This window comes from Cytobacillus praedii, from assembly GCF_001439605.1.
In the GTDB taxonomy this organism is placed as follows: Bacteria; Bacillota; Bacilli; order Bacillales; family Cytobacillaceae; genus Cytobacillus; species Cytobacillus praedii.
On sequence record NZ_LMBX01000005.1, the window covers coordinates 86,147 to 111,544 of the forward strand.

General features: G+C 33.6%; 29 protein-coding genes and 2 pseudogenes. 27 read left to right on the forward strand and 4 right to left on the reverse strand.

Features of this window, described 5'->3' with window-relative positions:
- The first annotated feature begins 287 nt into the window (after positions 1–287).
- The 5 genes from ASU02_RS07260 to ASU02_RS07280 all read left to right on the forward strand — a co-directional run bounded on the left by ASU02_RS07260 (position 288) and on the right by ASU02_RS07280 (position 4,353).
- A complete protein-coding gene (locus ASU02_RS07260) occupies positions 288–1,184 on the forward strand; it encodes a DMT family transporter (RefSeq protein ID WP_057762482.1) in 897 nt (298 codons plus the stop codon).
- Between the two features lie 327 nt (positions 1,185–1,511).
- Positions 1,512–2,009: a DUF2798 domain-containing protein gene (locus ASU02_RS07265; protein WP_057762835.1), complete on the forward strand. Its 498-nt coding sequence runs from the start codon at positions 1,512–1,514 to the stop codon at positions 2,007–2,009.
- 529 nt (positions 2,010–2,538) lie between these two features.
- A complete protein-coding gene (locus tag ASU02_RS07270) occupies positions 2,539–2,946 on the forward strand; it encodes a VOC family protein (RefSeq protein ID WP_057762484.1) in 408 nt (135 codons plus the stop codon).
- A gap of 22 nt (positions 2,947–2,968) precedes the next feature.
- Entirely contained in the window at positions 2,969–3,751 is a 783-nt protein-coding gene (locus tag ASU02_RS07275) for a DNA alkylation repair protein (protein WP_057762486.1), read from the forward strand.
- A gap of 14 nt (positions 3,752–3,765) precedes the next feature.
- Positions 3,766–4,353: a TetR/AcrR family transcriptional regulator gene (locus ASU02_RS07280; protein ID WP_057762488.1), complete on the forward strand. Its 588-nt coding sequence runs from the start codon at positions 3,766–3,768 to the stop codon at positions 4,351–4,353.
- Positions 4,354–4,921: 568 nt separating this feature from the next.
- Here ASU02_RS07280 and ASU02_RS07285 read toward each other — a convergent pair.
- Entirely contained in the window at positions 4,922–5,452 is a 531-nt protein-coding gene (locus ASU02_RS07285; RefSeq protein ID WP_057762490.1) for a helix-turn-helix domain-containing protein, read from the reverse strand.
- 379 nt (positions 5,453–5,831) lie between these two features.
- On the opposite strand from ASU02_RS07285, the gene ASU02_RS07290 reads away from it, so the two are divergent.
- The 12 genes from ASU02_RS07290 to ASU02_RS07340 all read left to right on the forward strand — a co-directional run bounded on the left by ASU02_RS07290 (position 5,832) and on the right by ASU02_RS07340 (position 14,344).
- Positions 5,832–6,329: a GNAT family N-acetyltransferase gene (locus ASU02_RS07290; RefSeq protein ID WP_057762492.1), complete on the forward strand. Its 498-nt coding sequence runs from the start codon at positions 5,832–5,834 to the stop codon at positions 6,327–6,329.
- Between the two features lie 174 nt (positions 6,330–6,503).
- Positions 6,504–6,608, forward strand: a complete 105-nt coding sequence (locus ASU02_RS26895; protein ID WP_232426188.1) for a histidine phosphatase family protein — start codon at positions 6,504–6,506, stop codon at positions 6,606–6,608.
- On the forward strand, positions 6,586–7,032 hold the full coding sequence (locus tag ASU02_RS07295) for a histidine phosphatase family protein (RefSeq protein ID WP_232426190.1): 447 nt from the start codon (positions 6,586–6,588) through the stop codon (positions 7,030–7,032). Before ASU02_RS26895 ends, ASU02_RS07295 begins: the two co-directional genes overlap by 23 nt.
- Positions 7,033–7,171: 139 nt before the next feature.
- Positions 7,172–7,630 carry a YrvL family regulatory protein gene (locus ASU02_RS07300; protein ID WP_057762494.1) on the forward strand — a complete coding sequence of 153 codons (459 nt, stop codon included), beginning with the start codon at positions 7,172–7,174 and terminating at the stop codon, positions 7,628–7,630.
- Positions 7,631–8,214: 584 nt separating this feature from the next.
- On the forward strand, positions 8,215–8,637 hold the full coding sequence (locus tag ASU02_RS07305; protein WP_057762496.1) for a DUF2500 domain-containing protein: 423 nt from the start codon (positions 8,215–8,217) through the stop codon (positions 8,635–8,637).
- A 445-nt stretch (positions 8,638–9,082) separates the two neighbouring features.
- Positions 9,083–9,559 (forward strand): NUDIX domain-containing protein, encoded by a 477-nt coding sequence (locus ASU02_RS07310; protein ID WP_332307632.1) that lies wholly within the window; start codon positions 9,083–9,085, stop codon positions 9,557–9,559.
- Between the two features lie 608 nt (positions 9,560–10,167).
- On the forward strand, positions 10,168–10,740 hold the full coding sequence (locus ASU02_RS07315) for a histidine phosphatase family protein (protein WP_057762500.1): 573 nt from the start codon (positions 10,168–10,170) through the stop codon (positions 10,738–10,740).
- 249 nt (positions 10,741–10,989) lie between these two features.
- Positions 10,990–11,373, forward strand: coding sequence for a nuclear transport factor 2 family protein (locus tag ASU02_RS07320; protein WP_057762502.1), 384 nt, complete (start codon positions 10,990–10,992; stop codon positions 11,371–11,373).
- A 229-nt stretch (positions 11,374–11,602) separates the two neighbouring features.
- The gene (locus tag ASU02_RS07325) at positions 11,603–12,223 is read left to right on the forward strand and encodes a rhomboid family intramembrane serine protease (protein ID WP_057762504.1); all 621 of its coding nucleotides are present in this window, start codon (positions 11,603–11,605) and stop codon (positions 12,221–12,223) included.
- Positions 12,224–12,326: 103 nt separating this feature from the next.
- A complete protein-coding gene (locus tag ASU02_RS07330) occupies positions 12,327–12,917 on the forward strand; it encodes a hypothetical protein (RefSeq protein ID WP_057762506.1) in 591 nt (196 codons plus the stop codon).
- 81 nt (positions 12,918–12,998) lie between these two features.
- On the forward strand, positions 12,999–13,763 hold the full coding sequence (locus tag ASU02_RS07335; RefSeq protein WP_057762510.1) for a hypothetical protein: 765 nt from the start codon (positions 12,999–13,001) through the stop codon (positions 13,761–13,763).
- Between the two features lie 134 nt (positions 13,764–13,897).
- On the forward strand, positions 13,898–14,344 hold the full coding sequence (locus tag ASU02_RS07340; RefSeq protein WP_057762517.1) for a GNAT family N-acetyltransferase: 447 nt from the start codon (positions 13,898–13,900) through the stop codon (positions 14,342–14,344).
- A 938-nt stretch (positions 14,345–15,282) separates the two neighbouring features.
- Here the strand turns inward: ASU02_RS07340 and ASU02_RS07350 are convergent.
- The gene (locus tag ASU02_RS07350; RefSeq protein WP_057762520.1) at positions 15,283–15,759 is read right to left on the reverse strand and encodes a hypothetical protein; all 477 of its coding nucleotides are present in this window, start codon (positions 15,757–15,759) and stop codon (positions 15,283–15,285) included.
- Positions 15,760–15,925: 166 nt separating this feature from the next.
- Here ASU02_RS07350 and ASU02_RS07355 point away from each other — a divergent pair, with 166 nt between their 5' ends.
- The gene (locus ASU02_RS07355; protein ID WP_082631731.1) at positions 15,926–16,750 is read left to right on the forward strand and encodes a DUF2935 domain-containing protein; all 825 of its coding nucleotides are present in this window, start codon (positions 15,926–15,928) and stop codon (positions 16,748–16,750) included.
- Between the two features lie 241 nt (positions 16,751–16,991).
- Here the strand turns inward: ASU02_RS07355 and ASU02_RS27360 are convergent.
- Positions 16,992–17,142 (reverse strand): annotated as a pseudogene (locus ASU02_RS27360) (IS110 family transposase); the annotation flags it as partial.
- Positions 17,143–17,623: 481 nt separating this feature from the next.
- Here ASU02_RS27360 and ASU02_RS07360 point away from each other — a divergent pair.
- The gene (locus tag ASU02_RS07360) at positions 17,624–18,460 is read left to right on the forward strand and encodes a helix-turn-helix domain-containing protein (RefSeq protein WP_057762523.1); all 837 of its coding nucleotides are present in this window, start codon (positions 17,624–17,626) and stop codon (positions 18,458–18,460) included.
- A 375-nt stretch (positions 18,461–18,835) separates the two neighbouring features.
- On the forward strand, positions 18,836–19,012 hold the full coding sequence (locus ASU02_RS26350) for a hypothetical protein (RefSeq protein WP_157684491.1): 177 nt from the start codon (positions 18,836–18,838) through the stop codon (positions 19,010–19,012).
- Positions 19,013–19,245: 233 nt separating this feature from the next.
- Here the strand turns inward: ASU02_RS26350 and ASU02_RS07365 are convergent, their stop codons facing one another.
- A complete protein-coding gene (locus ASU02_RS07365) occupies positions 19,246–19,842 on the reverse strand; it encodes a class I SAM-dependent methyltransferase (RefSeq protein WP_057762525.1) in 597 nt (198 codons plus the stop codon).
- Positions 19,843–20,109: 267 nt separating this feature from the next.
- Between ASU02_RS07365 and ASU02_RS07370 the strand changes: the two genes are divergently transcribed.
- From ASU02_RS07370 to ASU02_RS07400, 7 genes and pseudogenes are all read left to right on the forward strand, one after another.
- A complete protein-coding gene (locus tag ASU02_RS07370; protein WP_057762527.1) occupies positions 20,110–20,895 on the forward strand; it encodes a PhzF family phenazine biosynthesis protein in 786 nt (261 codons plus the stop codon).
- Positions 20,896–21,172: 277 nt separating this feature from the next.
- Complete coding sequence (locus ASU02_RS07375) at positions 21,173–21,508, forward strand: hypothetical protein (protein ID WP_057762529.1); 336 nt, start codon at positions 21,173–21,175, stop codon at positions 21,506–21,508.
- Positions 21,509–21,692: 184 nt separating this feature from the next.
- Positions 21,693–21,881 (forward strand): annotated as a pseudogene (locus ASU02_RS07380) (GrpB family protein); the annotation flags it as partial.
- 151 nt (positions 21,882–22,032) lie between these two features.
- Complete coding sequence (locus ASU02_RS07385; RefSeq protein WP_057762531.1) at positions 22,033–22,257, forward strand: hypothetical protein; 225 nt, start codon at positions 22,033–22,035, stop codon at positions 22,255–22,257.
- Positions 22,258–22,581: 324 nt separating this feature from the next.
- Positions 22,582–22,767: a hypothetical protein gene (locus tag ASU02_RS07390; protein ID WP_057762533.1), complete on the forward strand. Its 186-nt coding sequence runs from the start codon at positions 22,582–22,584 to the stop codon at positions 22,765–22,767.
- A 102-nt stretch (positions 22,768–22,869) separates the two neighbouring features.
- Complete coding sequence (locus tag ASU02_RS07395) at positions 22,870–23,823, forward strand: ribose-phosphate diphosphokinase (protein ID WP_057762535.1); 954 nt, start codon at positions 22,870–22,872, stop codon at positions 23,821–23,823.
- Positions 23,824–24,066: 243 nt separating this feature from the next.
- The gene (locus ASU02_RS07400; RefSeq protein ID WP_057762537.1) at positions 24,067–25,398 is read left to right on the forward strand and encodes an aminotransferase family protein; all 1,332 of its coding nucleotides are present in this window, start codon (positions 24,067–24,069) and stop codon (positions 25,396–25,398) included.

Below are 25,398 nucleotides of genomic sequence, written 5' to 3' on the forward strand. Positions count from 1 at the left end.
CGCCCTTTTTTTAGGACTGTTACTTTTCATCTCATGCATTTAAAGTCAAAAGATTATTGTGTGCCTGTTTATCAACACTCCTATAAGCAAGTCCACTACCCGTATGGAAACACCCATATATTAAATTTGTTTGCATTGCAGCATAGGTTGTTCCCAAAAGGGAGTAGACAACATAGAAACTATATATTTATTTATCTCCATTTGCATTCCATATTTCGATTAATGCTGGAATATTCAGCAGTTATAATAATCCCAGATTGATCAATAAATATGTAGGGAGATAAAAAATGAATACTTTCAAATTTACATTGCTAATACTCATAACAACATTTTTAATGGGTTCTTCTTTTGCTGTAGTTAAGATTGGCTTACCTTACTCATCCCCACTGTTATTAGCAGCACTACGCTTTACACTTGCTGGAATTATTATGGCTGTAATCGTAATCATTTTAAAAAGGCCGCACCCGACATCCATTAGTAGTTGGATAAAAGTGTTTATTATTGGTGCTTTTCAAACATCAGGTGTGATGGGATGTATTTTCTTGAGTTTACGAACCATCACAGCAAGTGAATCCTCAGTTCTTACATTCACGAACCCGTTACTAGTTGTTATATTCAGTACCATCTTTTTAACAACACACTATAAACTTTATCAATGGATTGGTGTTCTTTTTGGATTAGTAGGGGTAAGTATAACAATGGGGGCGCAAATTGAATTTAAGATTGGTATTCTTTTTGGGCTTCTTTCTGCTATTTTTTGGGCAATTGCCACATTATTAGCAAATAAATGGGGTTTACATTTCGATACGTGGGTTTTATCAGCCTATCAGTTGCTTTTTGGTGGGTTCCTGCTTTTACTTAGCAGTTTTATACTCGAAAAACCATTTTTTATTTTAAATGGTAATTCATTGCTCATTTTATTATGGTTAAGTATAATGTCCTCTATTGTTCAATTTGCCCTCTGGTATTATCTTTTACAAAAAGGTGAACCAGGAAAAACGAGTGCATTTTTATTTTTGGCTCCTTTCTTTGGTGTATTATCAGGCTGGTTACTATTAGGGGAGTCGTTATACCTTTCAAACATAGTTGGTGGCATGTTTATTATTATTGGTATCTATCTAGTAAATAGTAATTTTCAGCAGAAGAGTAGTCTAGTTAAGAGAACATTAAAAATAAATGAATAGCTTAATCTAAAAGTCAAGTATGAAAGACCCAATTTACACATATATGTATAAAATCTTGTTTAAACCATTTCTGAAACTAGAAATGAACGATTCTTAATATATTGATATTTCCATTTTGTGTAGTAGCACGTAAAGGATATTAAACTTTTTGTTAAAAACAAGGAGAATGTTATTAGATAATTTATCAAAGTTTGGTGGAGTTCCGTTGAAGCAAGTTAAAGCTAAAATGAATGAATCAGTCAAAAAAATGTTCACAAAATGTTCATTTACGAAGAGGTTCTCACTATCCCTATAATACAAAGGTAGTAAAAAGAAGGGATGATTATGTTGCCAACAAATAAGAAAGAAAGTTTACAATTTGGTTTAATCATGTGTTTTGGGATGGTATTAGTTATGACTATATATAATTTTTACCTAAATGGAACAATCGGGAAGATGACATTTAAAGAAGGGATATCTGATTTTTTAATTGGATTTGTGATTGCTTTTGGACTTGACATGTTAATAGTAGGGCCAAATGCTAAAAAAATAGCATTAAAACTAACTGTAAATACAACTAAGAAAATCTATACAGTCCTTGCCATATCAGGATGCATGGTTTTGGGAATGGCGTTTTTTATGTCATTTTACGGATTAATTTCAACATATATACATAATGGTTTTACTTCTAACTCAGTGGCAGCCGATTATTTTGCAGTTTTTAGCAAGAATTTAATTATGGCCTTACCATTACAGATCATTATTATGGGACCATTAGTCCGTTATATATTTACTAAGTATATTAAATCCAATAGGATGAATACAGAAGTTTATAAAAATACATGAAAACTAAATAGAATTTAATATTCCATTTGAAGAAAAAAACCGATTGCAATTGCAATCGGCTTTTTTTCTAATAGGATTTGTTTCGTTAAAACTGTTAATAGAACCTTCCTTTTTCTTCAATAAGAGGATGCAAGAATAGAGTATTTATGAGCTAAAATATGTCAATTAGCTTGCTGTGTGGAATCAAATGAATACCTCTTGAAAATGGGCAAGGCATTGCAGCAATGCCTAACTTTTTCATGGAGGAGAGAATTTTGCTCGGAGGAACTGAGGTGGAGGATTAGTAAACCTAGTATTCGAATGTTTGCCAACTTATTATTGGCAAAGTAGTTATTTATTTAAATTAATTAGTAAAGGACTTTAACCTTTCGTAAATTATTTATTTGAACTTACCTATAGGAAGCTAAAGGGTAAGATATTGGGGGAATAGGATGATCACAAAAGTAAGATCATAATTGAAAGATTATTTTACATACGTGCTGTACGTATGATAAAATATGTTTAATTTACGATGAGGGAAGTGAAGAGAATGAGATTTAGCAGTTTTTACCCAGTGTTAATGACAATGAAAGTGAAGGAAACGAGTGAATTTTATCAACAGAATTTTGGATTTTTAAGTGTTTTTGAAGCTGATTGGTATGTGAGTCTAAAGCAAGAAGAGACTGGTGTTGAATTGGCAATCCTTCAGTCTGATCACGAAACTGTTCCTTTCTCTTATGGAAAGTCTATCCAAGGATTAATATTAAATTTTGAAGTTGAAAATGTAGATGAAATGTATCATCAATTGATTAAGGAAAAACAGCTGCCCTTACATCTCGAATTACGTAACGAGGCATTTGGTCAAAGGCATTTTATTACAAGTGACCCAAATGGAGTATTGATTGATATCATTACGGTTATTCCGCATGATACGTCCTTTCAAAATCATTATAAATAGAAAGTGAGAGAGGGGAGTCATAATGAGTGAGTATATACCTTTTAAATATTATTTTGATAGAGAATTGGCCCTTCATCTGGCAGATTTAATCCAGCAGCAGTATCCTCATTTTACTAGAGAGTCTTTTGTAGATACTGTATCTATAGAAGTAGAAAATAAAGAATTGAAGGCTCGTGTTGAGGTAATTGCGAACATCTTAAAGCAACATCTTCCAACTGATTATGAAGAAGCTTTAGCTATCTTATTAAAGATTTTAGGACCAGAAAATAAAACAGAAGAAGGGATGTTTACCAAGGGGTATTTTCTAATGCCAGTCGCCTGTTTTGTCGAAAAGTATGGCATGGATCACTTTGATTTATCCTTAAATGCCATGTATGAAATTACTAAACGACATACAGCAGAATATGCAATCCGCCCCTATTTAATTGCAAATAGCGATCGCTGCATGGATTATTTTCAATTCTGGGCAAAAGATCCAAATTCACATGTTAGGAGATTAGTAAGTGAAGGAACGCGGCCACGGCTGCCTTGGGCTAAAAAGATACCTCTATTAAAAAATGATGTACAAAATAATCTGAGTTTGCTAGAAGAATTAATGTGTGACAGCTCTCGCTATGTTCAAAAGTCTGTAGCCAACCACATAAATGATTTAACAAAAGAAAACCCCGAAGCAGTCCTAACATGGATACAGAAGTATATATCAGATAATAATGGTATAAACCGAAAAATCATTAAACATGGATTAAGAACTTTAATAAAAGTAAATCATGAACATGCATTGGAGTTATCCCGTCAAGTGGAGTAAGGAGTGTAGGCCGTATGAAAAAAAATAAAACAGAAACAGAACAAACAATACAAAACCTCATGGAAAAAGCACGGCAGCACTTTACTGAGTATGGATATGCGAACGTTACCCTTGAAGAAATTGCACAAGAAGCGAATGTAACGAGGGGTGCTTTATATCATCATTTTAAAAATAAAAAAGGGCTGTTTCTTGCTGTATTTGAAGTGGTTCAGAAAGAGATCGGTGAACATGTCGAAGCAGCTGCTGCACAAAGTAATAATAGCTGGCAGCAATTAATTAACGGGTGCCAAGCTTATCTGGAAGGAGCAGTAGTATCACAAAATCAACGTATCCTTTTGATTGATGGGCCAGCTATATTAGGCTGGGATACCTTTCGAAAAATGGACGAAAAATATTCGATGAATTCACTTAGGGAACAATTACAATTTATGCAGGAACGCGAGCTAATAAAGCCTATTTCTGTCGAGGCAATGACCCATTGTCTTTCTGGAGCAATGAATGAAGCAGTGCTATGGATTTCTGACCACTCTGATCAAAAAGATGTAAAAGAAGAAGTGATGATCGTTTTAAAGCACATGTTAGAAAGTTTCAGAAATAGGTGAATCAAAAGAGTGAGAATATGAAAATTGGTGAAGCATCATTATAAAATACTCACTATGGTCATTACAATGTTAAACACTTTTCGGTTGATAGAAATGTAGAGGAAGATCTGTTCCTGTTATTTTTTGATTCCCAAAGTTAAATAGTTAAACAGTAATAACCCAATTTCTTAGTGGAAATTGGGTTATTTTTATTTATGGACCATTTAATAGGAGGTACGTATTGCGGGATAAATAGAAATATAAGATCACTGCTATTATGTTAAAGGGCAGTTTTCTAAAAAAAGATATGTTGGTTTACAGTGAAGAATAGAGAACAATTATAAAGTTTTGGGGAGTGAGAAAATGATGAACAATAATCAAATGGGTGAACTATTTTGTTTTATAGTTCTTCAATTTCCTTAATCTGGCACAACTCTACAGGAAGAATGACGCTCTTACTTTATAGTAAAGCCAAATTCGTTCATAGCCTTTTGGGAGTTGATTTTGTTTTGCGTTACTTGGTTAATGCACTTACTAGGGCATTTAAGCATTAATTTGTACAAAAAGGAATAATGAAACTGAAATAAAATTAATAATCTAATTGTTTTAAGCCTAAAACTAAGCGATCTTCAGACATTTCTATAATTTTATACAGCTTAAGCCTTTTTTCAATTTCTTTTTGAATTTTTTCTGCATTACTAAACAAGCCCATGACGGATTCAATCGCATAGATTAGAATGGTTAACACACCTGCACTCCCCAATTCCACGCCTAATAGTTCTTTATCTGAAAGATGAGTGTCCATTATTTTTTTAACCTCTTTGTAGTATGCTCCTTGAATAATAATTTTGTCATACTTTGCCTTTAACGCCACTAATAAATCATTTGGATTATAAGCTTCATAAATCGGCTTTTCTTTCTCTATATGCAATAGCTCATTTAGGACATCACCCGGAGTTTTATCTAATGTTTCTGCAATTGCAATGATTACTTTACTGGAGTATTTTTCAATGCTTTTATTTGTGTGAGTTGAAAGTAACTGTTGACTCACACCGGTTTTTTTAAAGACATCATATCTTTTGCAATGATTTCTCTGTAAATATAAGTCTAAATAATTCATAAGAATACACCTCTCTTTAATAAAAAAAATTTTATTAGTCAATTATATTTTACTATTGAATGATATAAATGTACACTGAAATTTGTAAAAATTGGCAGGGGTTAAATCAAGAAACTGGAAACGAAAATGTGAAATTAGCACTTATTGTAAGAAAAGGCGCGATTTTGGATTAAATAGTTTGCTTTTTCTTTGTATACAGGATTTAGTGGAGGAAGAATGTTGAAAAAATTGAATACTTATGGTAACGAGGGTATGTTGTTCGTGGAAATTTGTAATCAAATGAACCTGTTAATTGTAGCAATATACCTAGAAAGGCAGCAATTACTCAATAAAAAGGCGTCTTTATTTGGCTTATTAAATATTTGAAGGAGGAATGAACATGACAGATTACAAGGTAAGAACAGAAACGGAACAGGACATAGATTTTTTATGGGAAATGCTTTATCAAGCCATTTTTATGGCTGAAGGGGAAATCAAGCCTTCACGAGAGATTTTAAATCAGCCTGAGATATTTAAGTATTTATGTAATTGGGGAAGACAGGGAGACATAGCATTAATCGCCATGGACTCAAGTGAAAAACCAGTGGGAGCCATATGGGCACGTTTATTTGATGAAACAAATAAAACGTATGGATTTATTGACAAAAACACGCCAGTACTTAGCATGGCTGTTGTACCAGAATATAGAGGTCAAGGGGTAGGAACCTTACTTCTTAATGAAATGCTTCGAAAAGCTAAGAATTCTGGTTTTTTCTCATTATCATTAAGTGTTGACCCCAAAAATCCTGCTCTCCATTTGTATGAAAGGCAGGGATTTGTGAAAGTCGGTATAAATGGAACATCGTGGGATATGATGACAACATTAGATAATAAGTAAAAGATTGAAGGGCTTCGGTAAGTAATTGAAGGGTATCAGGCATATTCCAAATCGGGCGTATGAATGCATAAGAATATCAAGAAGAATTGAATACTTTTAGTATAGATAGTTTTTTTGGTGAATTGTATATTTGTTAACAAGAAGTCCATTAAGATTAAAAAGGAGGACTTCCGCATGTTATATGTATTTAGACATGGACAAACAGATTTGAATAAAGAACGGAAAATGCAGGGGGAGAAGAGGCTTACCATTAAACGTGTATGGGATAGAACAAGCTAAAACTTTAAGAGATAAAATACAAAGTATTCATTTTGATTTTGTTTTTTCTTCCCCTCAAGAGCGAGCCGTACAAACAGCGAAAATTGTTACCGGGGTAAAAGCTGTAATAGATAATAGATTGGATGTTTTTGATTTGGGTGAAGCCGACAGATTACATATCAGTGAAGTAAAAATGGCTGGTCCATTACCTGATTCCTCTGTCTATAATGGGGTGGAAGAACCAAATAGTTTTGTTAAAAGAGTATTTAGCTTTATGAAAGAACTTGAAAATCAAAAAGGAAAGAAGGAATTAAATATTCTTATAACTGGTCACAGATGTACAACAGGCTGTATTGGTGCTTATTTTGAGGGAATACCCGCAGATGGAAATATCTTAAAATTCTCCTCCGATACTGGTGATTATAAAACATATATTTTTAAGTAATCTACCATATTCGGCGGCAATTCAATTATAAGGATTTTTTTTATTGGGCTAATTAAAAATTAAATATTAAGTTTAGAAGAGGTAATGTAGTTTTATACTTTCATAAAGGAGAATCCTAGCAGAAGGAGAAATAGACTTTATGCCAGAAAAAAAAGATTCATTTCGTGAAATGAATGCTAAAGATAAAACAGTAACAGTTGCAGGAATAACATTGCTCATTATCCTGGTGATAGGCTTTGTATTTGGGCTTTATTTCTTTGGTATGGCAGGGATTTTTAAACTTCTCGGTGTTCAGTATGAGTCTTTCTGGTCATTGGCTGTCTTTGTTGTTAGTTACTATATTCTTGGTATCATTGTCGAATTGTTTTCCGAAACAATTTTTAAGTTATCCGTTCGAAATATAACAGGAGAAATATGGGTCTTTTTTATCCGGATCAGTTTTGAACTTACTTCGAACTGGCTTGTCCTGTTTACAGTAGATGAGTTTATGGAAAGTATGACACTTTCATGGAAAACAGAGATTATTATTGCATTGGTAATTGCCTTAATTGAAATAGCTTTCGATCATGGTAAGGATAAAGATGCTAATATAGATTGATTTTTATTTTTTCTATCTTGATGTTTATAGATATAAAAGTTCAATTAATCGAATAAAGGCAGATTTTTTTTTACTGAATATGGGTTTAGAGCAGGCTGAGAGAGTTCAAATACTCAATATCATTTCACATTAAAAGATAAAAATGACAGGGTGGGTTATGAAGATGACTTAGGAGCAAACAACCAATTGATACAATTTAAGTGTTTCATATAAGGTTTTTAAACTATTATGTGAGGAAATGCACTTAAATTTATATAGGGAGCTTCATTTTATATGGGATATACTTATGACTTTCAACAACTGGTTGCGTTAAATAAACTAGAGATAGCTGGTATTTAGGTTTGAGGATAATCTGGGTTTTCCAATATAAAGGTGTATATCTGCTACAAGAATCACGCTATTTCTTTTTGCAAATGGCCAGAGTATAGGGGGAACCGATGCAATATGGAGCCAATTTTTTTTTTGAAAGCATCGGTTCTGTTTAATGAAGGAATACCTATACGGAGTTTGTCAGTGTCTACTTTATGAAACTTTTCAATTTTATACTCGTATTGATTAAAAGCTATAACCGAAGGGGTGTTTACATGTCAGATCCATTTATTGTGGGTGATTATATGTTTCAAATTGTCCCTATTTTTATTGGAATTATTTTTGTAATCGTTTTTGGCGGTATTTTATTTTCAATTTTCAAAGGAATTGGCCAGTGGCACAAAAATGAGCAGTCTCCGGAATTAAGAGTGCCAGCTATAGTTAAATCAAAACGAGCAGATGTTTCCAGAAGGTCAAATATGCATCATCATCAGCCAGATAACCATCACCATCATTCTTCAAGTACACATACAAGATATTTTGTTACTTTCGAGTTCGAAAGCGGTGACCGTTCGGAGTTTCACGTTTCTGGTAAGGAGTATGGTTTACTTTCTGAAGATGATATTGGAATATTAAACTTTCAAGGGACACGATATTTAGGCTTTGAGAGAGAAAAAGTGAAGTATGAGAATACTTAAGCAAAACAAAAACTAGCCAAAAGCTCTTCTTAGTTGTTTTGAATACACTCAATGATTATTCTGGATACTTAAACAAAAATATGAACAATATTAAGTTGATTACAGAACAGATCTTCTTATAATGTTGAAGTATTTTCATTAACAAAAGGATGAAAATGATGAAGAAAAATTTAGATTATAGTCTGTAAAAATTGGCATCAACAAAAGTATTCAATTAAAGGGCAAGATTATGAAGCTAGAATTTCACTCTTTCTTTATTTGAATAGGGCCAGATTATTGAGTTACTCATTGTTCTATCATACGAAATAGTCAATCGGAAGCGGTTAAGATCAGAAGGGATTTTTAAATTCTTACCGAATTTTTATTGGGAGTATCTTAACACTAAACAATGAAAATTGATCAAACTGTTATCTTAATTTTAAAATGAGGTGAAATCTTGTCACATGTGAGAATTCGTTGTACCGGTTTAATTATCGAACACAATTCTGTACTTTTAGTGGAATATGATGATAACGGAATTCATTATAATTTACCTGGTGGAGGACTGGAACCTGGTGAAACGATAATGGAGGGTGTTGCAAGAGAAGTGTTAGAAGAAACTACAGTTCAAGTAGATGTTGGACCGTTAGTATTAATTTATGAGTTTACTCCTCATAAACAGTCAGGCGATTATAAACTCAATGAGCAACACTCATTACATCTCATTTTTGAATGTAAAATAAAAAACAATTCAAAACCAAGATTACCCGACTTTCCTGATCAACACCAATCGGCGGTGAAGTGGATTCCTCTAGATGAGCTAGACTCCATTTTACTGATACCAAATATTAACCAGCAAATCAAAAACTATGTAAACCACAAAGGAAGTATCGACTTAATTGAGGATTATAGGTTAGACAAACTCCGCTTAGAATTAAATTGATTTATGTTGCCAATAAATATTGGGATGCAAGCTTCAACAACGATGGGTGCATCTTTATTTAAACTAAAAGGTACAAATAAATGGGCGTAATTCTTGAAGGGGATTTCGCTCTTTCTTTATATTAAGGGCTATTTAATGGAAGATGAATATAAAGAAAATGAATACTTACAAGTACTATAAAAAAATTATTGTAACTTCGAACAAAACAATCTCCATTACATTTGTTTAAAATTAAAATGGGAGAGTTAATATACAGTGTTACATAGATTGAGATAGCTCCAGTATTTCAAACCTGTTGTGAATGGCTGTTTTGCACTATGTGTATGGCTAATTGTTTTCATTAGTAATGTGCTTAGTAATAATCTTCAACATACGTGTGCAATCCTGCAGCAAGTATTAGGCTTATTCATTATGTGAAATGCAGTTAAACAAATTTTTAATATAAAACAATAGTTTATTCTTTAAGTAATTAGGTGGCTGTGAAGCAGTGGAGTTAACGCAACGGTTTGTTAATTAGAATTTAAAGTGTATTAAATGGGGGATATTCTTTTAAAATACTATTTGCTACGTTTGGAATAATTAGATACGAAAAAACTTGGGAGGAAGCTATGAAAACTTATATATATATGGTAAGGCACGGGGATTCACCAAAAAGAGGTAATGAAAGAACAAGAAGCCTAACTGAAAAAGGAAAATTAGACGCACAAAGAATAACTGAAGTTTTAAAGGATGAAGGGATAAACACTGTTATCTCAAGTCCATTTACTCGATCAATTTTAACCGTAGAGCCGTTAGCAAAACAATTAGGACAAGACGTAATAGTATTTGAGGACTTAAAGGAAAGAATTTTTTCAGCTGAAGATGAGCGATTATCTGATAAGGAATTATTCCCACTATTAAAAAAGTCGTTTTCTGATCCCAATTTCACTTTAATGGGGGGAGAGTCTAATACAGATTGCCAGAATCGTGCAATAAAAGTTTTAAAAGGACTGTTACATACCTATCAAGGACAGAAAGTAGTGGTAGGAACTCACGGAGCTGTAATGGCATTGATGATGAGCTATTTTGATAGTAAGTACGACTTGGATTTCCTATTACATACATCAAAACCAGATATATACAGAATGGAATTCAATCACCAGGAATTGGTGGATGTAAAAAGAAAATGGGAATTTTCTTAGATTAAAATGGTTTCTCTACAAATTTTTAAATTGACTTTGGAAAAATTGTTGATGTAACAGCCTTTTTATTATGTATAGACAGATAGTGAAGAAAAGTACCTAAAATAAATGGGTGCTTTACTAGAATAAGCAATGAGTCTTCAGCAGTATAAATACCTTTTACTATATACAAAGCTATAAATAAAGGAAATTACTAAATTCTATAGAAATTAGTATGAAATATCTTAGTAACCGGAAAAGGGGATGACTATGAATAGTGACGAGACAAAACAAATTATTGATTATTTTGTTGAAGCTTATAATTCATTTGATGTAGAAGGTATTGTAAAACTTTTGCATAAAGAAATCATGTTCAGGAATTTCTCAAATGGTGAAGTTGACACGGAAACAAAAGGAATACAGGAGTTTAAAGAGCTTGCGGAAAATTCATCAAAGATTTTTGCTAGTCGCCGCCAGACAATTGTCAGCTATAGTGCAATAGACAACAATGTTGAAGTGCAAATTCAGTATGAAGGGATACTTGCAGTTGATTTACCTAATGGATTAAAAGCAGGAGATAAATTACAGCTCAAAGGAAAGTCGGTATTTCAGATAAAAGATGGAAAAATATTATTAATTGAAGATTACAGTTGATGAAGATAAAAATGGTTTATTGGTCAACGGATGCTTTGATGTTATTAGGCGCAAGCTAATTAATCCTTGTGTTTATATTTTCATTATTTTTTAATAGGGTGCGATTCTGCTCCATGAATTACGCGTTTTCTTTATGTTAAAGCCAATTTAATTAAGATTGAACAACATTATAAAGAAAATAGGATACATTTGTTCGAGTTTAGACTTAAAGTAACCTGAGGGTGAGAATATGTTTAAAGTTAGAGAGGATTTTTCTACATTCATTAGAGTATATCCAATAACAACGGCAGTATTATTTATTTGTGCTGTTTTAACAAGCATAGCTCTGATAGGAGGTCATGATGCTGAAACTCGTTTAATTTTAGGTGCTTATGAAAAACAAAAAGTTAATGAGGGACAGATTTGGCGATTGTTAACCTACTCACTTGGACATATGAGTTTTCTTCACTTTCTTATCAATATTCCATTTTTATTGCTGCTTTCAAGACCACTTGAAAATCTGTTAGGAAGTAAATTTTTCTTAATTATATATATTTTCCTTAGTATTTTTACTGGTTTAATCATTCATTTTTTTTCAAATTATCCAGTACCGTTAGCTGGTTCATCTGGTGTTGGTTATGGTTTAATGGGAATATACATATTCTTACTTTTTAAGAAAAGTCATTTATTCACTCTTGTTGATAAAAGATTCATCCTATTCTTTTTATTGTTCGGATTTGCAGGAACGATTTTATTGCCTAATATCAGTATGACTGGACATGTAGGAGGGTTTGCAGGAGGATTACTAATTTCACCTTTGTTGTTCAAATTAAAAGCAACGATGAAATCCGAAAACCAATTTAATATATAAATTACTGCTTAAAGGAAGAGTGCTTAAGTTCAAGGGTGTTCCAACAATTGTGAGCGATTCCGAAATAGAGACGTGGCGAATAAACACATGAGGAGATTCATATATGTTTTCTAATAAACAACTACAGGCATTAATTGATGGGAAAATTGTTGGGAACAAGTTTCCCTATGATACCAATAACGAGAAGAATATTGAAGGACATATTAGACAGTTATTTCATCGAATAAATCGTATTCCTCAACTAGTATGTGAAGGAGAGTGGAATCATTTTGGCAGTGGTTACGCCTCCTTTGTTGAATTTTTTTGTTATAGAAAAGAAGATGTTATAGTCGGTGAAGAGAAGTACGGTCGTCAAGAGATTAGGATAGATGGGATTATTATTGATATTTGTCGTTTAGCACCAGTAGCAATCATGGGAGAAGATGACAGATATAAAACAATTCGTAGCGATACGAACGAAGTAGTTGGCGGGGCGTATGGCTCTTTACTTGGTGGTCGAAACCAATTAGATTTTAGCGGAAAATTCCAAACAGTTGCAGAAAATTTGAAACGTGTCTTAAAAGAGTTTGATTATGAACTATTAGAAGATGAAATAATGCATCAGCCATTATCTTTCCAAGCGAAAATTCCAACCATTTTTCGTGAACCTGGAGAGTATTTGGTCATGGATGCGATATTTTATTGGGAGGATTAGTTTAGTTTTTAATAAAGTTCAAAGAATCAGTTGGACATATATAACGCTAAATTTTTGTTAACTAATCAAGAGGGGATTTTGATGAAAAAGATTATTGGCCTTATTGGTATATCGCTAACCTTATTAATTTTTTCTATTACCCCACTATTAAATATTGTGCGTGAGTTTTGGATTGATTATAAGTTAAATGAACGCTATGAAATAGACCACGCTTATCGAGACACTCAGGGATTCAACAATATTGTGGACGTTCAAGAACTTACAATAAATGATATGACTATACAAATAATCGAAGAAAAGACAAACAAGAAAGCCCCTTTAACATATTGGGATAAAAATGAAAATGTACCTCCAGGTGATATTGTTAAGATACATCTTTTATTAAATGGAAAAGAGATTTCTATACCGGATGAAATATGGCTTTCTAATCGCAATAAAGGGAGCAGATATTATTCATGGTTAGATATAATTACTGTTACCGATGCTCTGACTGGAAAAAAACAGATTAATATCGTTCAGAGGCTGACAGATGATAATCACCCAATGGAAAAGAGAGAATGGAAGTTGATCACAATTTCTCAAAATGGTGTTGTTAGTGAAGATGTCTTAAAATACTTCGAGAGAAGCGAAAACAAATTAGGTGTTAAATTAATAAATTTCTCTGGCACTTCACTTATGTCTTTAGGATATTACTCCGATATTACACAAGGTTATCCGTCTCTCTTTGTTCCTTTCCTATATCCCTTTTTTACAGGAATAGCAGGATTTATTTTGTTAATCATGTCCTTAATACTGTTTTATAAAAGAAGATTAAAGGTTGGACATAGCGAAAGAAGAATTTCATGATCAAAAAATGGGGAACCTATTTTGTTTGTTCAATTATGGAGCTTACTTATTTTTTAGGTTTAGATAAGATTGATGTTCAACTATGATGAAGAATATATACTAAAAAATGTTGATAAGAGAGGATAAGAGTTTATATGGATTTTGAGTATTTTCATTTTAAATCAATTCCAGATACTAAGATTATGGATGGCATTATACAATTACATAATGAAATTTTTGGTGAATCGGAAGATTTAGCAGGCAGAATGGTGGAAAAGCCTAAATTGCGAATTGACGTTGCTATAGATAATAAAAAGGTGGTCGGGTATAAGATTGGATACGCGCATAAACGTGACCAGTTTTATAGCTGGTTAGGAGGAGTGGATGCTGAGTACAGGAACAAAGGCATTGCCTCTAAATTAATGGAACAACAGCACCAACATTTAATAGAAAATGGATACAAAGCAGTTCAAACACAGACCAAAAACAAGTGGCGCAATATGCTGATTTTAAATATTAAAAGTGGCTTCGATATTATTGGAACTTACACTGATAACGAGGGAGAACCTAAAATCATTCTTGAAAAGAAGCTGATCAATTAAATGGGGTGCAGTGTTTATTTTATTTAATTCTAAAACAATCCTTCGTAATCGGGTGTGAATGTTGGTACAAAAGGGTACTTACTTAAATACACTTCCCAAAAATCTTCATGTGACATCATACTTAGCAGCTATAAGCGCGAATTTCTACAACTTGAGGCAATCGTTAATACATCACCCAATATATTCGTTTAGAAAATGTATGAATGACTTATACATATCTAGATATGGCGGTGTTATTCATTGCTCTTAACATCGTTATAGGTGAGCCTCGATATTTTTGTTCCTAATCGAGGGCTGGAGGATATTCTCTCTTTTGTTCATATTGCTGACTATATAACTATCAGGTGAAAGGTGCTGTAAGTATGGCTGTAAATTAGGGAAAGCCTCGATTATAATGCTATCTAGTCTGTATACGTTTGAGTGTGAATGGCATTTAATTTGTAATGAACTGAAAATCCAAGAAAAGAATAATGCTAGATTGATAGACAAGATATTACTTTTCACTCCATCTAATAGGAGAGGTGAAAGTGTTGGAGAGGAAAAATCTCAGGGTATTCACTAAAATCTCTTTCTTTATAGCGATGAATACGATTATTACTATTCCCATTTCTTCATATATCTCATCAAAAACATCGAATGACACTATAGAATCTATCCTTGGAATATTTAAATTCCTTACGTTCTATGCTTCCGTGTTTGGCATCCCTTTAAGCATCGTTTCAATGTTCAGCAAAGAAAATTTTGCTAGAAGAATTTTTTCATTAATTGTAAACTTAGCACCTATCAGTATTTTGGTTTATGCTTTTCTAATAGAATTTATGGATGAATTCTTCCAAACACCCCACCTTAAAATGAATGTTCTAATGAAATTATCCAAAACTTAGTATGAATTAAATATTAGAAAAAAGACCTTTGCTTGTAAGCTAGAGCAAAGGTCACTAAAGGGAATTTTTTGATAAAGGGAAATATCTTTCGTAAACAACTTGAAACCCATATAATACAAACGATTTTATTAAAAATACAATGGATAATTTAACTTTATTTAACCGAATTAATGAGACATAGCCTATTTTCTTTAACCATTTTAATCCAAAGTAAGTAAAAAAAGAGTCAATAATTATATTAACCAAAAGATAAAGATTAAATTTTCCAAACGTATATTTTAAAATCCAAAGAGAACCTACTAAAAAAGGACCAAATATCAATGGGAATTCTGCCAAAACATTTGGTTTGATTGAGTATGGGAACCACCACCATTTCTTCTTTTCCGCAAATCTACCTTCTGCAATAAGATACAAACTCATAAAAATGCTGCCTGGTAGAAATCTTTTCAGAGTTTTCTTACCAATAAACAAAATACTAAGCCAAGGTAATATAATCATTAAAATCATCAATAATTTATCTTTTTTATACAAATAATATTCTCCCTTAAAAAAATTGATATATATTTATATATTTTCCATTTTCATGCATGTTTATGTGAGTGAATAAAAATTGTGTTTTTTCTAACCCAAGTGTTCAGTTTTTCTAGAGTCAGCAATAACATTTAGTAAGAGGAGCAGCATGAAAGGGGCGGGAGAAATGGTTTCATTATGGGAAGAGCATTTATTTTGGTTAGAAATACTTCAGGACCATGCCTATTTTGTCAGGGATCATTTATCAGTAAGTGAAGTTGAGTATGTCCAAACTGCTGAACAATTTATTCAATTGTTTGATGATTTGTTGAAACAATTGAACCGGTTATCACCTGCAATTTCGCATAGCAATCCTGCATCAATAGAGTTTTCAAGAAAGGTCTGGCCGGTTGTGAAAGGATATTTTGATTTTGAGGGGGCTCTGCAAGCCCTTCGAATTGAGAATGCAGTGAACTTAAATTTATCCCCAACTTATCTAAACGGCACATTAAGTGAAAACCAGGAATATTTAAGAATCTTATCTTACTTGATAAAAGGGTCAGAACCAGTTCCTCTGAGTCTAATCGAATTAATGGACCTGTGGCTGGAGGACCAGCTGGGACATGCGGTCTTATTTAAAAATTTACTTGATCCCATCGAAATTATGGTTTCCAATCGAGCAGATTTATATATCGGCAAATATCAAGCCTTCATTGTACAAAATCATCATTTAAAAGGATATTTACGGTTTAAAGAGCCCGGTTTTGCAAGACAAACTGAATTCGCTTTAGAAGTTGGAAAAACTACACTCGAAATGAGCCAATTTATCTATGCAATGACAATGAAATATAGAGAAAACAAGCTCTTAAATAAGGAAACGCTACGCTTTCTAATACATCACTTTCCTGAAACTTGTTATTTTATTAAAAAATTGAGCCACTATGCTCCCCAGTTCCAGCAGGAAGCCAGTCAATGCTCATTAAGAAGAGAATTCTATCTGAAGATGCATTGAAACCATTTATAAGACGCACTTTGTCTATAAGCGGTGTCGGCTATTTATTGAACAAACTGGACAGTAATGTTGCAATGAAGAAGTACTATTTTGTCAATTCACCTTTGTTGAATTTTACAAGTATCCACCCAAAAACCTACCATGGAACGAGTTTAAAAAGAGTTTGTTTTTTTAAAATGTTTAGAAATACTTATCTTTAAATTGGGGATCCTCAGCGCTGGAGGTTTAATCGTTTTCGTTGCTTCTTAGGTCGCTTAAACCGATCTATTTCTCCGTTGCCGTAATCTTTAATTCGATACTAGAAATACGATGAATAATTTAAAGCCTTCAATTTCTTTAATGAGGGCATCTATTTCAGTTTCTAGTAGGGATAGATGCTCTTGATATTGAAGACCGATGGAATGAACATCATTAGGTTAACGATTTGTTTTCTATCTAGCTTGTTTGAATAGAATTTCTTTATGAAGCCTCAATACTTTTTTGTGATTTTTCTTTTGCCCGCTTTTATGAACATCGCTACATAACAATGCAATCTTTACAGTTAATGCAGATTCGGCAGTATTTAGTATGAATAATCTGGCGCATTCCTGTAACAAGGATTTGCGCTTATTTTTATACTATAGCGATTTTTTTAGAATTTGTAGTCAAGCGGGTGAAGAGTTGCGAAACTTAAGTATTGAAATCGATGCAGAACTCAAGCATTGATTTAGTTGGTGTTATGAGCGTATGCACTCTTTGTATAGCTGATAGTCAAAACACTCGAATGCAAATGGTTTTCTTAAGGGAATCCAGCGACTCAATGATAACTTGATATACTTTCTCCCGTAGACTGTCTAGACTTAAACTATTCAAACCAAGGGAGTGATGTAGCCGATGGATATGAAGAAAATAGGCAAGCAAATTGCAAAATTGAGGAAAGATAACCAGTTCACACAAATGGGAGTGGCAGATAAATTAGGAGTTACCTACCAGGCCATTAGCAATTGGGAGCGTGGGGAAACCATGCCAGATATCACAAAGCTGCCGGAATTAGCTTCTTTATTTAGCGTTAGCATTGATGAACTATTATTAAATCAAAAAGAGACAGCTGCTGTTAAACAGCTAATTGAAAGAGAGGGGGGAGAACCAGCCGATGTTCCTCTTGAAGATTTGAGGACAATTGCCCCCATTTTGACAGCAAATCAAGTCGATCAATCAGTAAAGCCGAATGAGAAGACACTCCGAACCGCAGATTTGAATGCGCTCGCCCCCCATTTGAGCGAAGCGTATTTGGAAGAATTAGTGGAGGGATTTTACCATAAAAAAGGGCTGAATGAATTAGTGAATTTGTTTCCATTTCTAAGTGAGGAATACTTGGCAAAACTGGCAGAAAGAGAGCATACTTCTAATGGAATAAAAGCACTGAAATATCTTCTGCCATTTTTATCTGCAGAAAGCCTGGAAGTTATCGCAAGGAAGGAATTTTCGAAAAAGGGACTTCTTGACATGAATGAACTCTTTCCTTTTTTAAACGAGAAATGCAAGGAGGAGATTAGTAAGGAAAGCTATGAACGCAATGGCTTCTCCTCACTCTGTAGTATCGCACCCTTCCTTAAAAAAGAATTCTTGCAAGATCTGGCGGAGGATGCGCTTGAGAAACAGGGATTTAGTGAAATACAGCCATTGCTGCCTTTCATTGATGCTGATAAGCTTGTCAGAGAAAGAAGATAAAGTAAAACGAAATAGCTGCGATTAACCTTTTAATATGAGTCAGAACCCTTGGGCAGGTTTTATATTCAAGTTATTCCGGTGCAATGAAGTGTTGCGACTAATTAAGCAGTTTGCCAGGAATAAAATGTAACAATTCTATATTTAACTCAACAAGCTTTTAGAGGTTTGGGGGGATTTTGTTAAAGGACGCGTTTCCCTAAGAAATGCGTCTATTTTTCATTTAAGAATCGTTTCATGAAGGAAGAGAATCAGGTGGAATTGAATACTTATAGAAAGATAGTTGTAATCGCCGTGCATTTTTCTAGGCTTTTACCCAATTAAGTGGCAGATCGTTCATTGTGAATGATTGAATCTCACTTAGGGAGGATGAATAATTTGAGGTTTTTATTTGCAATCCCTTTTATTATTGGTGCTTTTTTGATTGGACTAACGAGCCATGTCATTGGTGAAATAGGTAATATCGTTATAGATATTATAGGATGGGGCTTAATGTTTGTTTCAATTATAATTATTGGCGGTAGAAAAAAGAAAGAAAAAATTAATCAGCTCTAACACAAAAACATGTACAATTTAATCATTAAATAATGTAATCCTGAAGCTTAATCAAAAAAAAACAGAAGAAACGATCGGCAACAAAAGGTTTAACTAACCAAAAATGTTCAGAGAACCAGTCACATCAACTGGAAATAAACTAGACCAATGACCTTTCATAAGGTCAAAGCCATTGATATGATTGGCTCTATTCTAAAGACTGTGTCAGTAATAAGAAAGAAAAAAATAAGAAATTACTTTATGCTGCTAGATATAAACATTGAGGCATCTTGATTCATAAAAATTTTGTTACCATGATAGAATGACTTAATTTCAATTGATTTAAATCCAACTTCAATTAATCTTCTTTTCAGTTCTTCATGCGAAAAACCGTTATGAACTTTCGGATGCTGTATTTTATCGTTTTTGTCAAAATCAATAATAATTAGCTTGCCGCCATTATTTAAAATGTTGAACAACTCATGTAAAATTTTATTAGTATCCGGAATATGTAGCAGGACTAAAGACATAAGAACTATGTCTGCCTTAAGTTCAGGTGTATCTTGAGTAAAATCTGAATAAAGCACTTTTGCGTTCGTAATTCCTTTGAGAGTAATTTTAGCTTTTGCTACATCCAACATTTGTTTTGATGAATCGACCAACAAAATAGAATCTGCTAAATCTGTTAATTCCAAACTAACCAGACCAGTACCACTCCCATAGTCAATTAAGGATTTTGATTTATTATTTTGTAATTCTGTTTTTACTTCCTTAACTATAACTTTAGCTAATTCCATTCTTTCTACCGTATCATATCTTTTTGCCATCTGTTCAAAAACGTTAGTATCCATAATCTAATCTCCTATTTATTCAAAATTAAATCTGCATCGTGGTCATTATAGCAAAAATTAACCTTTGAGATTGGATGAGAAAGCTCAAGTGGTTGAGAAGTTAGGTAGGGAAGCTATCGGAGCTTTACAAAAAGGAGCATACAAAACGTTAAAAAAGGTAAATAACTTAATGCACAAGCCTCTGTTCATTACTCCTTAACAAGGAAAGAATTATTTTTTATCTATGATAGCATAAGCAATGTAAATTTATGTTAGGATGGGGAACCAATGAATAGCCAATATTATTTGATCAATGCCTTTACAAAAGAAAAATTTAAGGGCAATCCAGCAGCAATAGTTTTCTTAAGAGAGAAAAAAACAGACGAGTGGATGAAATCCTTAGCAAAAGAACTCAATCAACCAATTACAGCCTTTATTTCAATGAAAAATGACAATAACTATAATCTTAGATGGTTCACACCTACTGAAGAGATTAATCTATGTGGGCATGGTACCTTAGGAGCTGCTCATATTCTATGGAGTGAGGGTTTTTGTTCATCAGAGTCAACAATTAATTTTTATACACGATCTAGTCTCCTTCGAACGGAACGATCAGAAGAGCAAATAATTCTAAGATTTAATATAAAAGAATCCACTCAAATTGAAGTGTCTGAGGACTTAAAGCGTGTTACTGAATTTCCAATAAAAGATGCTGCTTGGGCAGAAGATCGATACATTTTAGTACTGGAAAATCATGAGATGGTTCATGACGTAAAACCTAATTTGGAAGCAATTAGAGAACTTGAGGGCCCCGGTATAATTATTACTAGCCGTGGAACAGATAGGTATGACTTTGTATCGAGATATTTTGCTCCAAAAATTGGAATTAATGAAGACTACGTAACTGGTTCAGCACACTGCGCATTAGCTTCCTATTGGAGTGATCGCTTAAATAAAAAAGACTTCACTGCATTTCAAGATTCAGAGCGAGGGGGAGAAATAAAACTAAAGATTAGAGGGGATAAAGTAGAGTTTATTGGAGGCTGCGTAACTCTGATAAAAGGACATCTATAATTAGTAATCATCCATAATTGAGCGAAATTCTTTATCAAGAATTTCGCTCTTTCTTTATGTCTTGACCATTTAATAAAAAAGAACCTAAAACAGTATTGGTTGGTTATATTTAATCACCATAAAATTTTGTGAAAAGGTCTGCTTATACTAAAGAGCTGGTTAGTTGAAACAAGGATGTAGTCAATAATGCTTCTGGAGGAAAATAGGGGGTATTTAAAATATATACCTAATTTTACCAAAAATGGTGATATAATATAGAAAAGGAGGGAGATATTGATTGGAATTTAAAATTGGAGATGGCGCCATTGTTCTGCCACCGTTACATATTACGATTATCGCAATAATAATTATTATTTTTTTAGTCAGATGGAGCAACCAATTAGAAATACGACGTTTTACGGTTTTCTTTTACTTTCTTATTAGTACTTACATTGCTCCAATTTTTTCTCACAGTACAAAAGAAGGAGTTTTTCAACTTTGGATTCCATTGGGATTTATTGCAGTTTTAATATACTTATTTAGTAGCAAAAGAAACCATCCCTCTAAAATAAAAGCCAGTATTTTAGGACTTTGTATAGCAATTTATCGGTTAATTCTTCTATATGCCGGGTAGTAGATCAACTCCTCTGAAGAATAGCTAAAATATTTGTTGCACACTTTTCAATTTAAGACCGTTTTACTAGAATACCAACTAGCTCTTATCTGTATAAAGAAATCATTGTATTAAGCTAGAGCAGTTAAATTCGAGGAAAGTGAATAGTGTAATTATGTATAAAAAATTAGGTGAGGATAAGCAAATGCTTGGATTACCCAGAGGTGAGGTTTTTCTAGTTCCTTGGACTAATAAATGGATTAGAGAATTCGAAGTTGAAAAGCAGTCTATTCAAAAAGCGATTGGTCAGTACACACTAAATATTCACCATATTGGAAGTACCGCTGTAAAGGGTTTGATTGCGAAGCCGATCATTGATATTGATATAGATATGATTGATCATTTGAAAAAAAGTTTGATTAAAATCCTGTGAGTGCAGGGTTTTTTCTTTATCTTATAGTGGCAGTTTATTCGTGATGGTATTAGTTTATAGTTACCTGAATATATTTATAGCTCTCTAACACTATGTGAAAGGTGGGGCTTTAATGGAAAAAAGAGTTTTATTTGATTTTGAAATTGAGTTTACAAATGGAGGCGGAATTCAAGGGCAGGAATTCCGCCTTGATATTGAAGGAGATGACATAACTGATGAAGAGCTAGCTAGATATATTGTAGAAGATATGAGATTGCTAATGGTGGGAAAAGTAAGGATTCTTAACAAGAAAATTATTAACGAAAAACATAAACGAAAACCTGCTGATGAGAAATAATATTTCTTAAAGTTTAAACTGCTAACCCTATTTGGCTGTGCTCTTATTTACATTAGCTAACGTGTTCAGCAAGAGGAGTAATAAGAAAAAAATTATGATATTCTAAATGTAATTGTATTTATAGTGAAATTTATACCAATGATTTTCCGTTGAAAGATTCATGCTATAATTATAAAATGATCCCATGACTGTGGGATCATTTTAATTCGTTAGCTGATCATTACTCAAAATGCATAAAAAGTGTTAGATAGGGTTTAATGATTAAGAGACTTAGCAAAGTTAGAAGAAGTTCTAAGTAGATTAAAGAACAACAGGGGAGCCATGATGAAGAGATATTGTTTGAAGCATGACTATAAAAGCTTCGTGAAAGGGACAAAATTTTATGTTGTGGCTGAATCTGAATTTATCGGAGTTAAAGAATTTGTTTTGCGTACCCAAGATTTAAAGCGCAGGTTAATCATAGATGAAGATGAATTAAATAAACATTTTTTAAGACTATATGGTGAATAGTTGCGATAAATAGAAAAAGCCTAATATAGTTTCTTGGAAAGTCCATTTCATGTAAAATAGAACAAGGAAATAAAAATTATTGTAATTTGGCTTGGAGGAAAAATGGTGTCATACATACTTAAAGAGAATTTCAAAATGTTTGCACTTAATTCAAATCGAGAACTCGCTGAAGAGATGGCTCACCTTTTAGGCTGTGAACTTGGAAAAAGTTCAAGTACACAGTTCAGTGATGGAGAGCTTCAAATTCATATTGAAGAAAGTGTCCGGGGAAGTGAAGTCTTTTTGGTTCAATCCGCTTCAGAGCCGACTAATGAATACATCATGGAGCTACTTATTATGATTGACGCCTTAAAGAGAGCTTCAGCTAAGATGATAAATGTTGTCATGCCATATTTCAGCTATGCCCGTCAAGATCGGAAAGCTAGATCAAGGGAGCCAATCACTGCGAGGCTCATTGCTAACCTTTTGGAGACCGCAGGTGCTACTAGAATTTTAACGATAGATTTTCATTCACCGCAAGCTCAAGGGTTCTTTGACATACCAGTAGATCATCTAACAGGGATACCGATTCTTGCGGATTATTTTAAGAAAAAATCATTAGACGATCTAGTTATTGTTGCTCCGCATAATGGGGGAGTGGTTCGAGCTAGAAAGATAGCTAATATCCTAAATGTCCCTCTTGCCCTGATTGATCGTCGGCGTCCGGAACATGATGAAACAGAAATCATGCACATCATCGGAAATATTGAGGGAAAAAACGCCATTATTGTAGATGATTTAATTGATACAGCTGGTACCATTACAACTGGTGCGAATGCATTAATCGAAAATGGAGCAAAAGCAGTCTATGCCTGCTGCACACATGCCGTTCTATCAGGACCAGCTATCGATCGTATTAAGTCTTCATCCATTGAAGAATTAGTGATTACGAATACGATTAGGGTGCCCCAAGAAAAACGGATTGATAAAATCAATGTTTTATCTGTTGCTCCATTACTAGTTGAAGCAATTGATCGGATTCATAATCAAAAAGCAGTAAGTCCATTATTTGAATAAGAATATTTTTGGCCGGATATGTTTACAGCATGTTTGGTCTTTTTTGATTCCTGAAGAAGAACTGCATAAATGAACGGGGACAGTATTTGAAACACTTTTAAATAATATTTTTATAGAATTTTTAATTTATGTTTTCTGATAGAACACCATGAAGGCGATTAGAAGATTTATTAAAAAATGGCATAAAAATGGCATCTTAAATCTATATAAATATAAAACTATTATTTTAGGGGGAATCAAATCATGACAAAGGTTGATAACTGTGTTCAGGAACTATTGGAATTAGATAAGAAATATTTTCTCCATCCGACCTCTCCGATTAAACAGCAGCAGGATCAAGGCCCCTCTTTTATATTCACTGAGGGGAAAGGGATCATGCTTACAGACATCGTTGGAAATACAGTAATAGATGGGATGTCCTCTTTGTGGAATGTAAATGTTGGCCATGGGAGAGAGGAATTAGGAAAAGTGGCAATGGAACAAATGTCAAAGCTTGCCTTCTCTTCTTGTTTTGCAACATTTAGCAATGAGCCAGCCATTCGTTTAGCAGCAAAACTTGCGCAAATCGCCCCCGGCGATCTAAGTACAACCTTTTTTACTTCTGGCGGTTCGGAGGCAAACGATACAGCTTATAAATTAGCAAGGCATTATTGGATATTAAAAGGGCAGCCAAATCGAAGGAAAATTATTTCCCGTACGAAGTCATATCATGGCGTTGCGATGGGTTCAACAAATGCAACTGGATTGAAGCCTTTTCGTGAGTTTACTAACTCCTTTGATCCGGATTTCTGCTATGCTGATCATTTTTCAACGGAGGATTTACGGTGCGTTATTGAAGCAGAAGGGCCAGATACCATTGCAGCCTTTATTGCCGAGCCTGTACAAGGCGCAGGAGGTCTTCATGTCGCTCCTAAAGACTATTTTAAAGAAGTTAGAAGTATTTGTGATGAGTATGGTCTTTTATTTATTACGGATGAAGTAATAACAGGTTTTGGGAGGACAGGGAAATACTTTGGGATTGAACATTATGGCGTTTCTCCAGATATGATGTGCTTTGCGAAGGGGATAACCAGCGGGTATGCCCAATTAGGTGGTGTGATGCTTTCGAAGAACATTCATCAAGATTTGATGGAGCTTTCAACTGGAACACTTTTGCATGGATATACGTATAGTGGACACCCTATGGCTTGTGCTGTTGCATTAAAGAATATAGAATTAATTGAGCAGGAAGAGTTAATTGCAAACGCTGAAAAGATGGGAAAAGAAATGCTTAAAGGCTTTCATTGGATCCAGGGAAAGTGCAGAATCATAGGCAAGGTAAAAGGACTTGGATTAATGGGCGGCTTGGAAATTGTTAAAGACCACAGGACAAATGAAAGTTTTGAAACACCTGTCGCTCCTTTAATTGTGGCGGAAGCAGCTAAACGCGGACTTATTTGCAGATCTGTCGTTTTTGATGGGCAAGATACAGTTGTATTTGCACCTCCATTAATTATAAATAGAGAAGAATTGGCTAAATTGCTCGACATCCTTCATGAAACAATTGTTGCAGTTGAAAATGAGGTTCTTCATTAA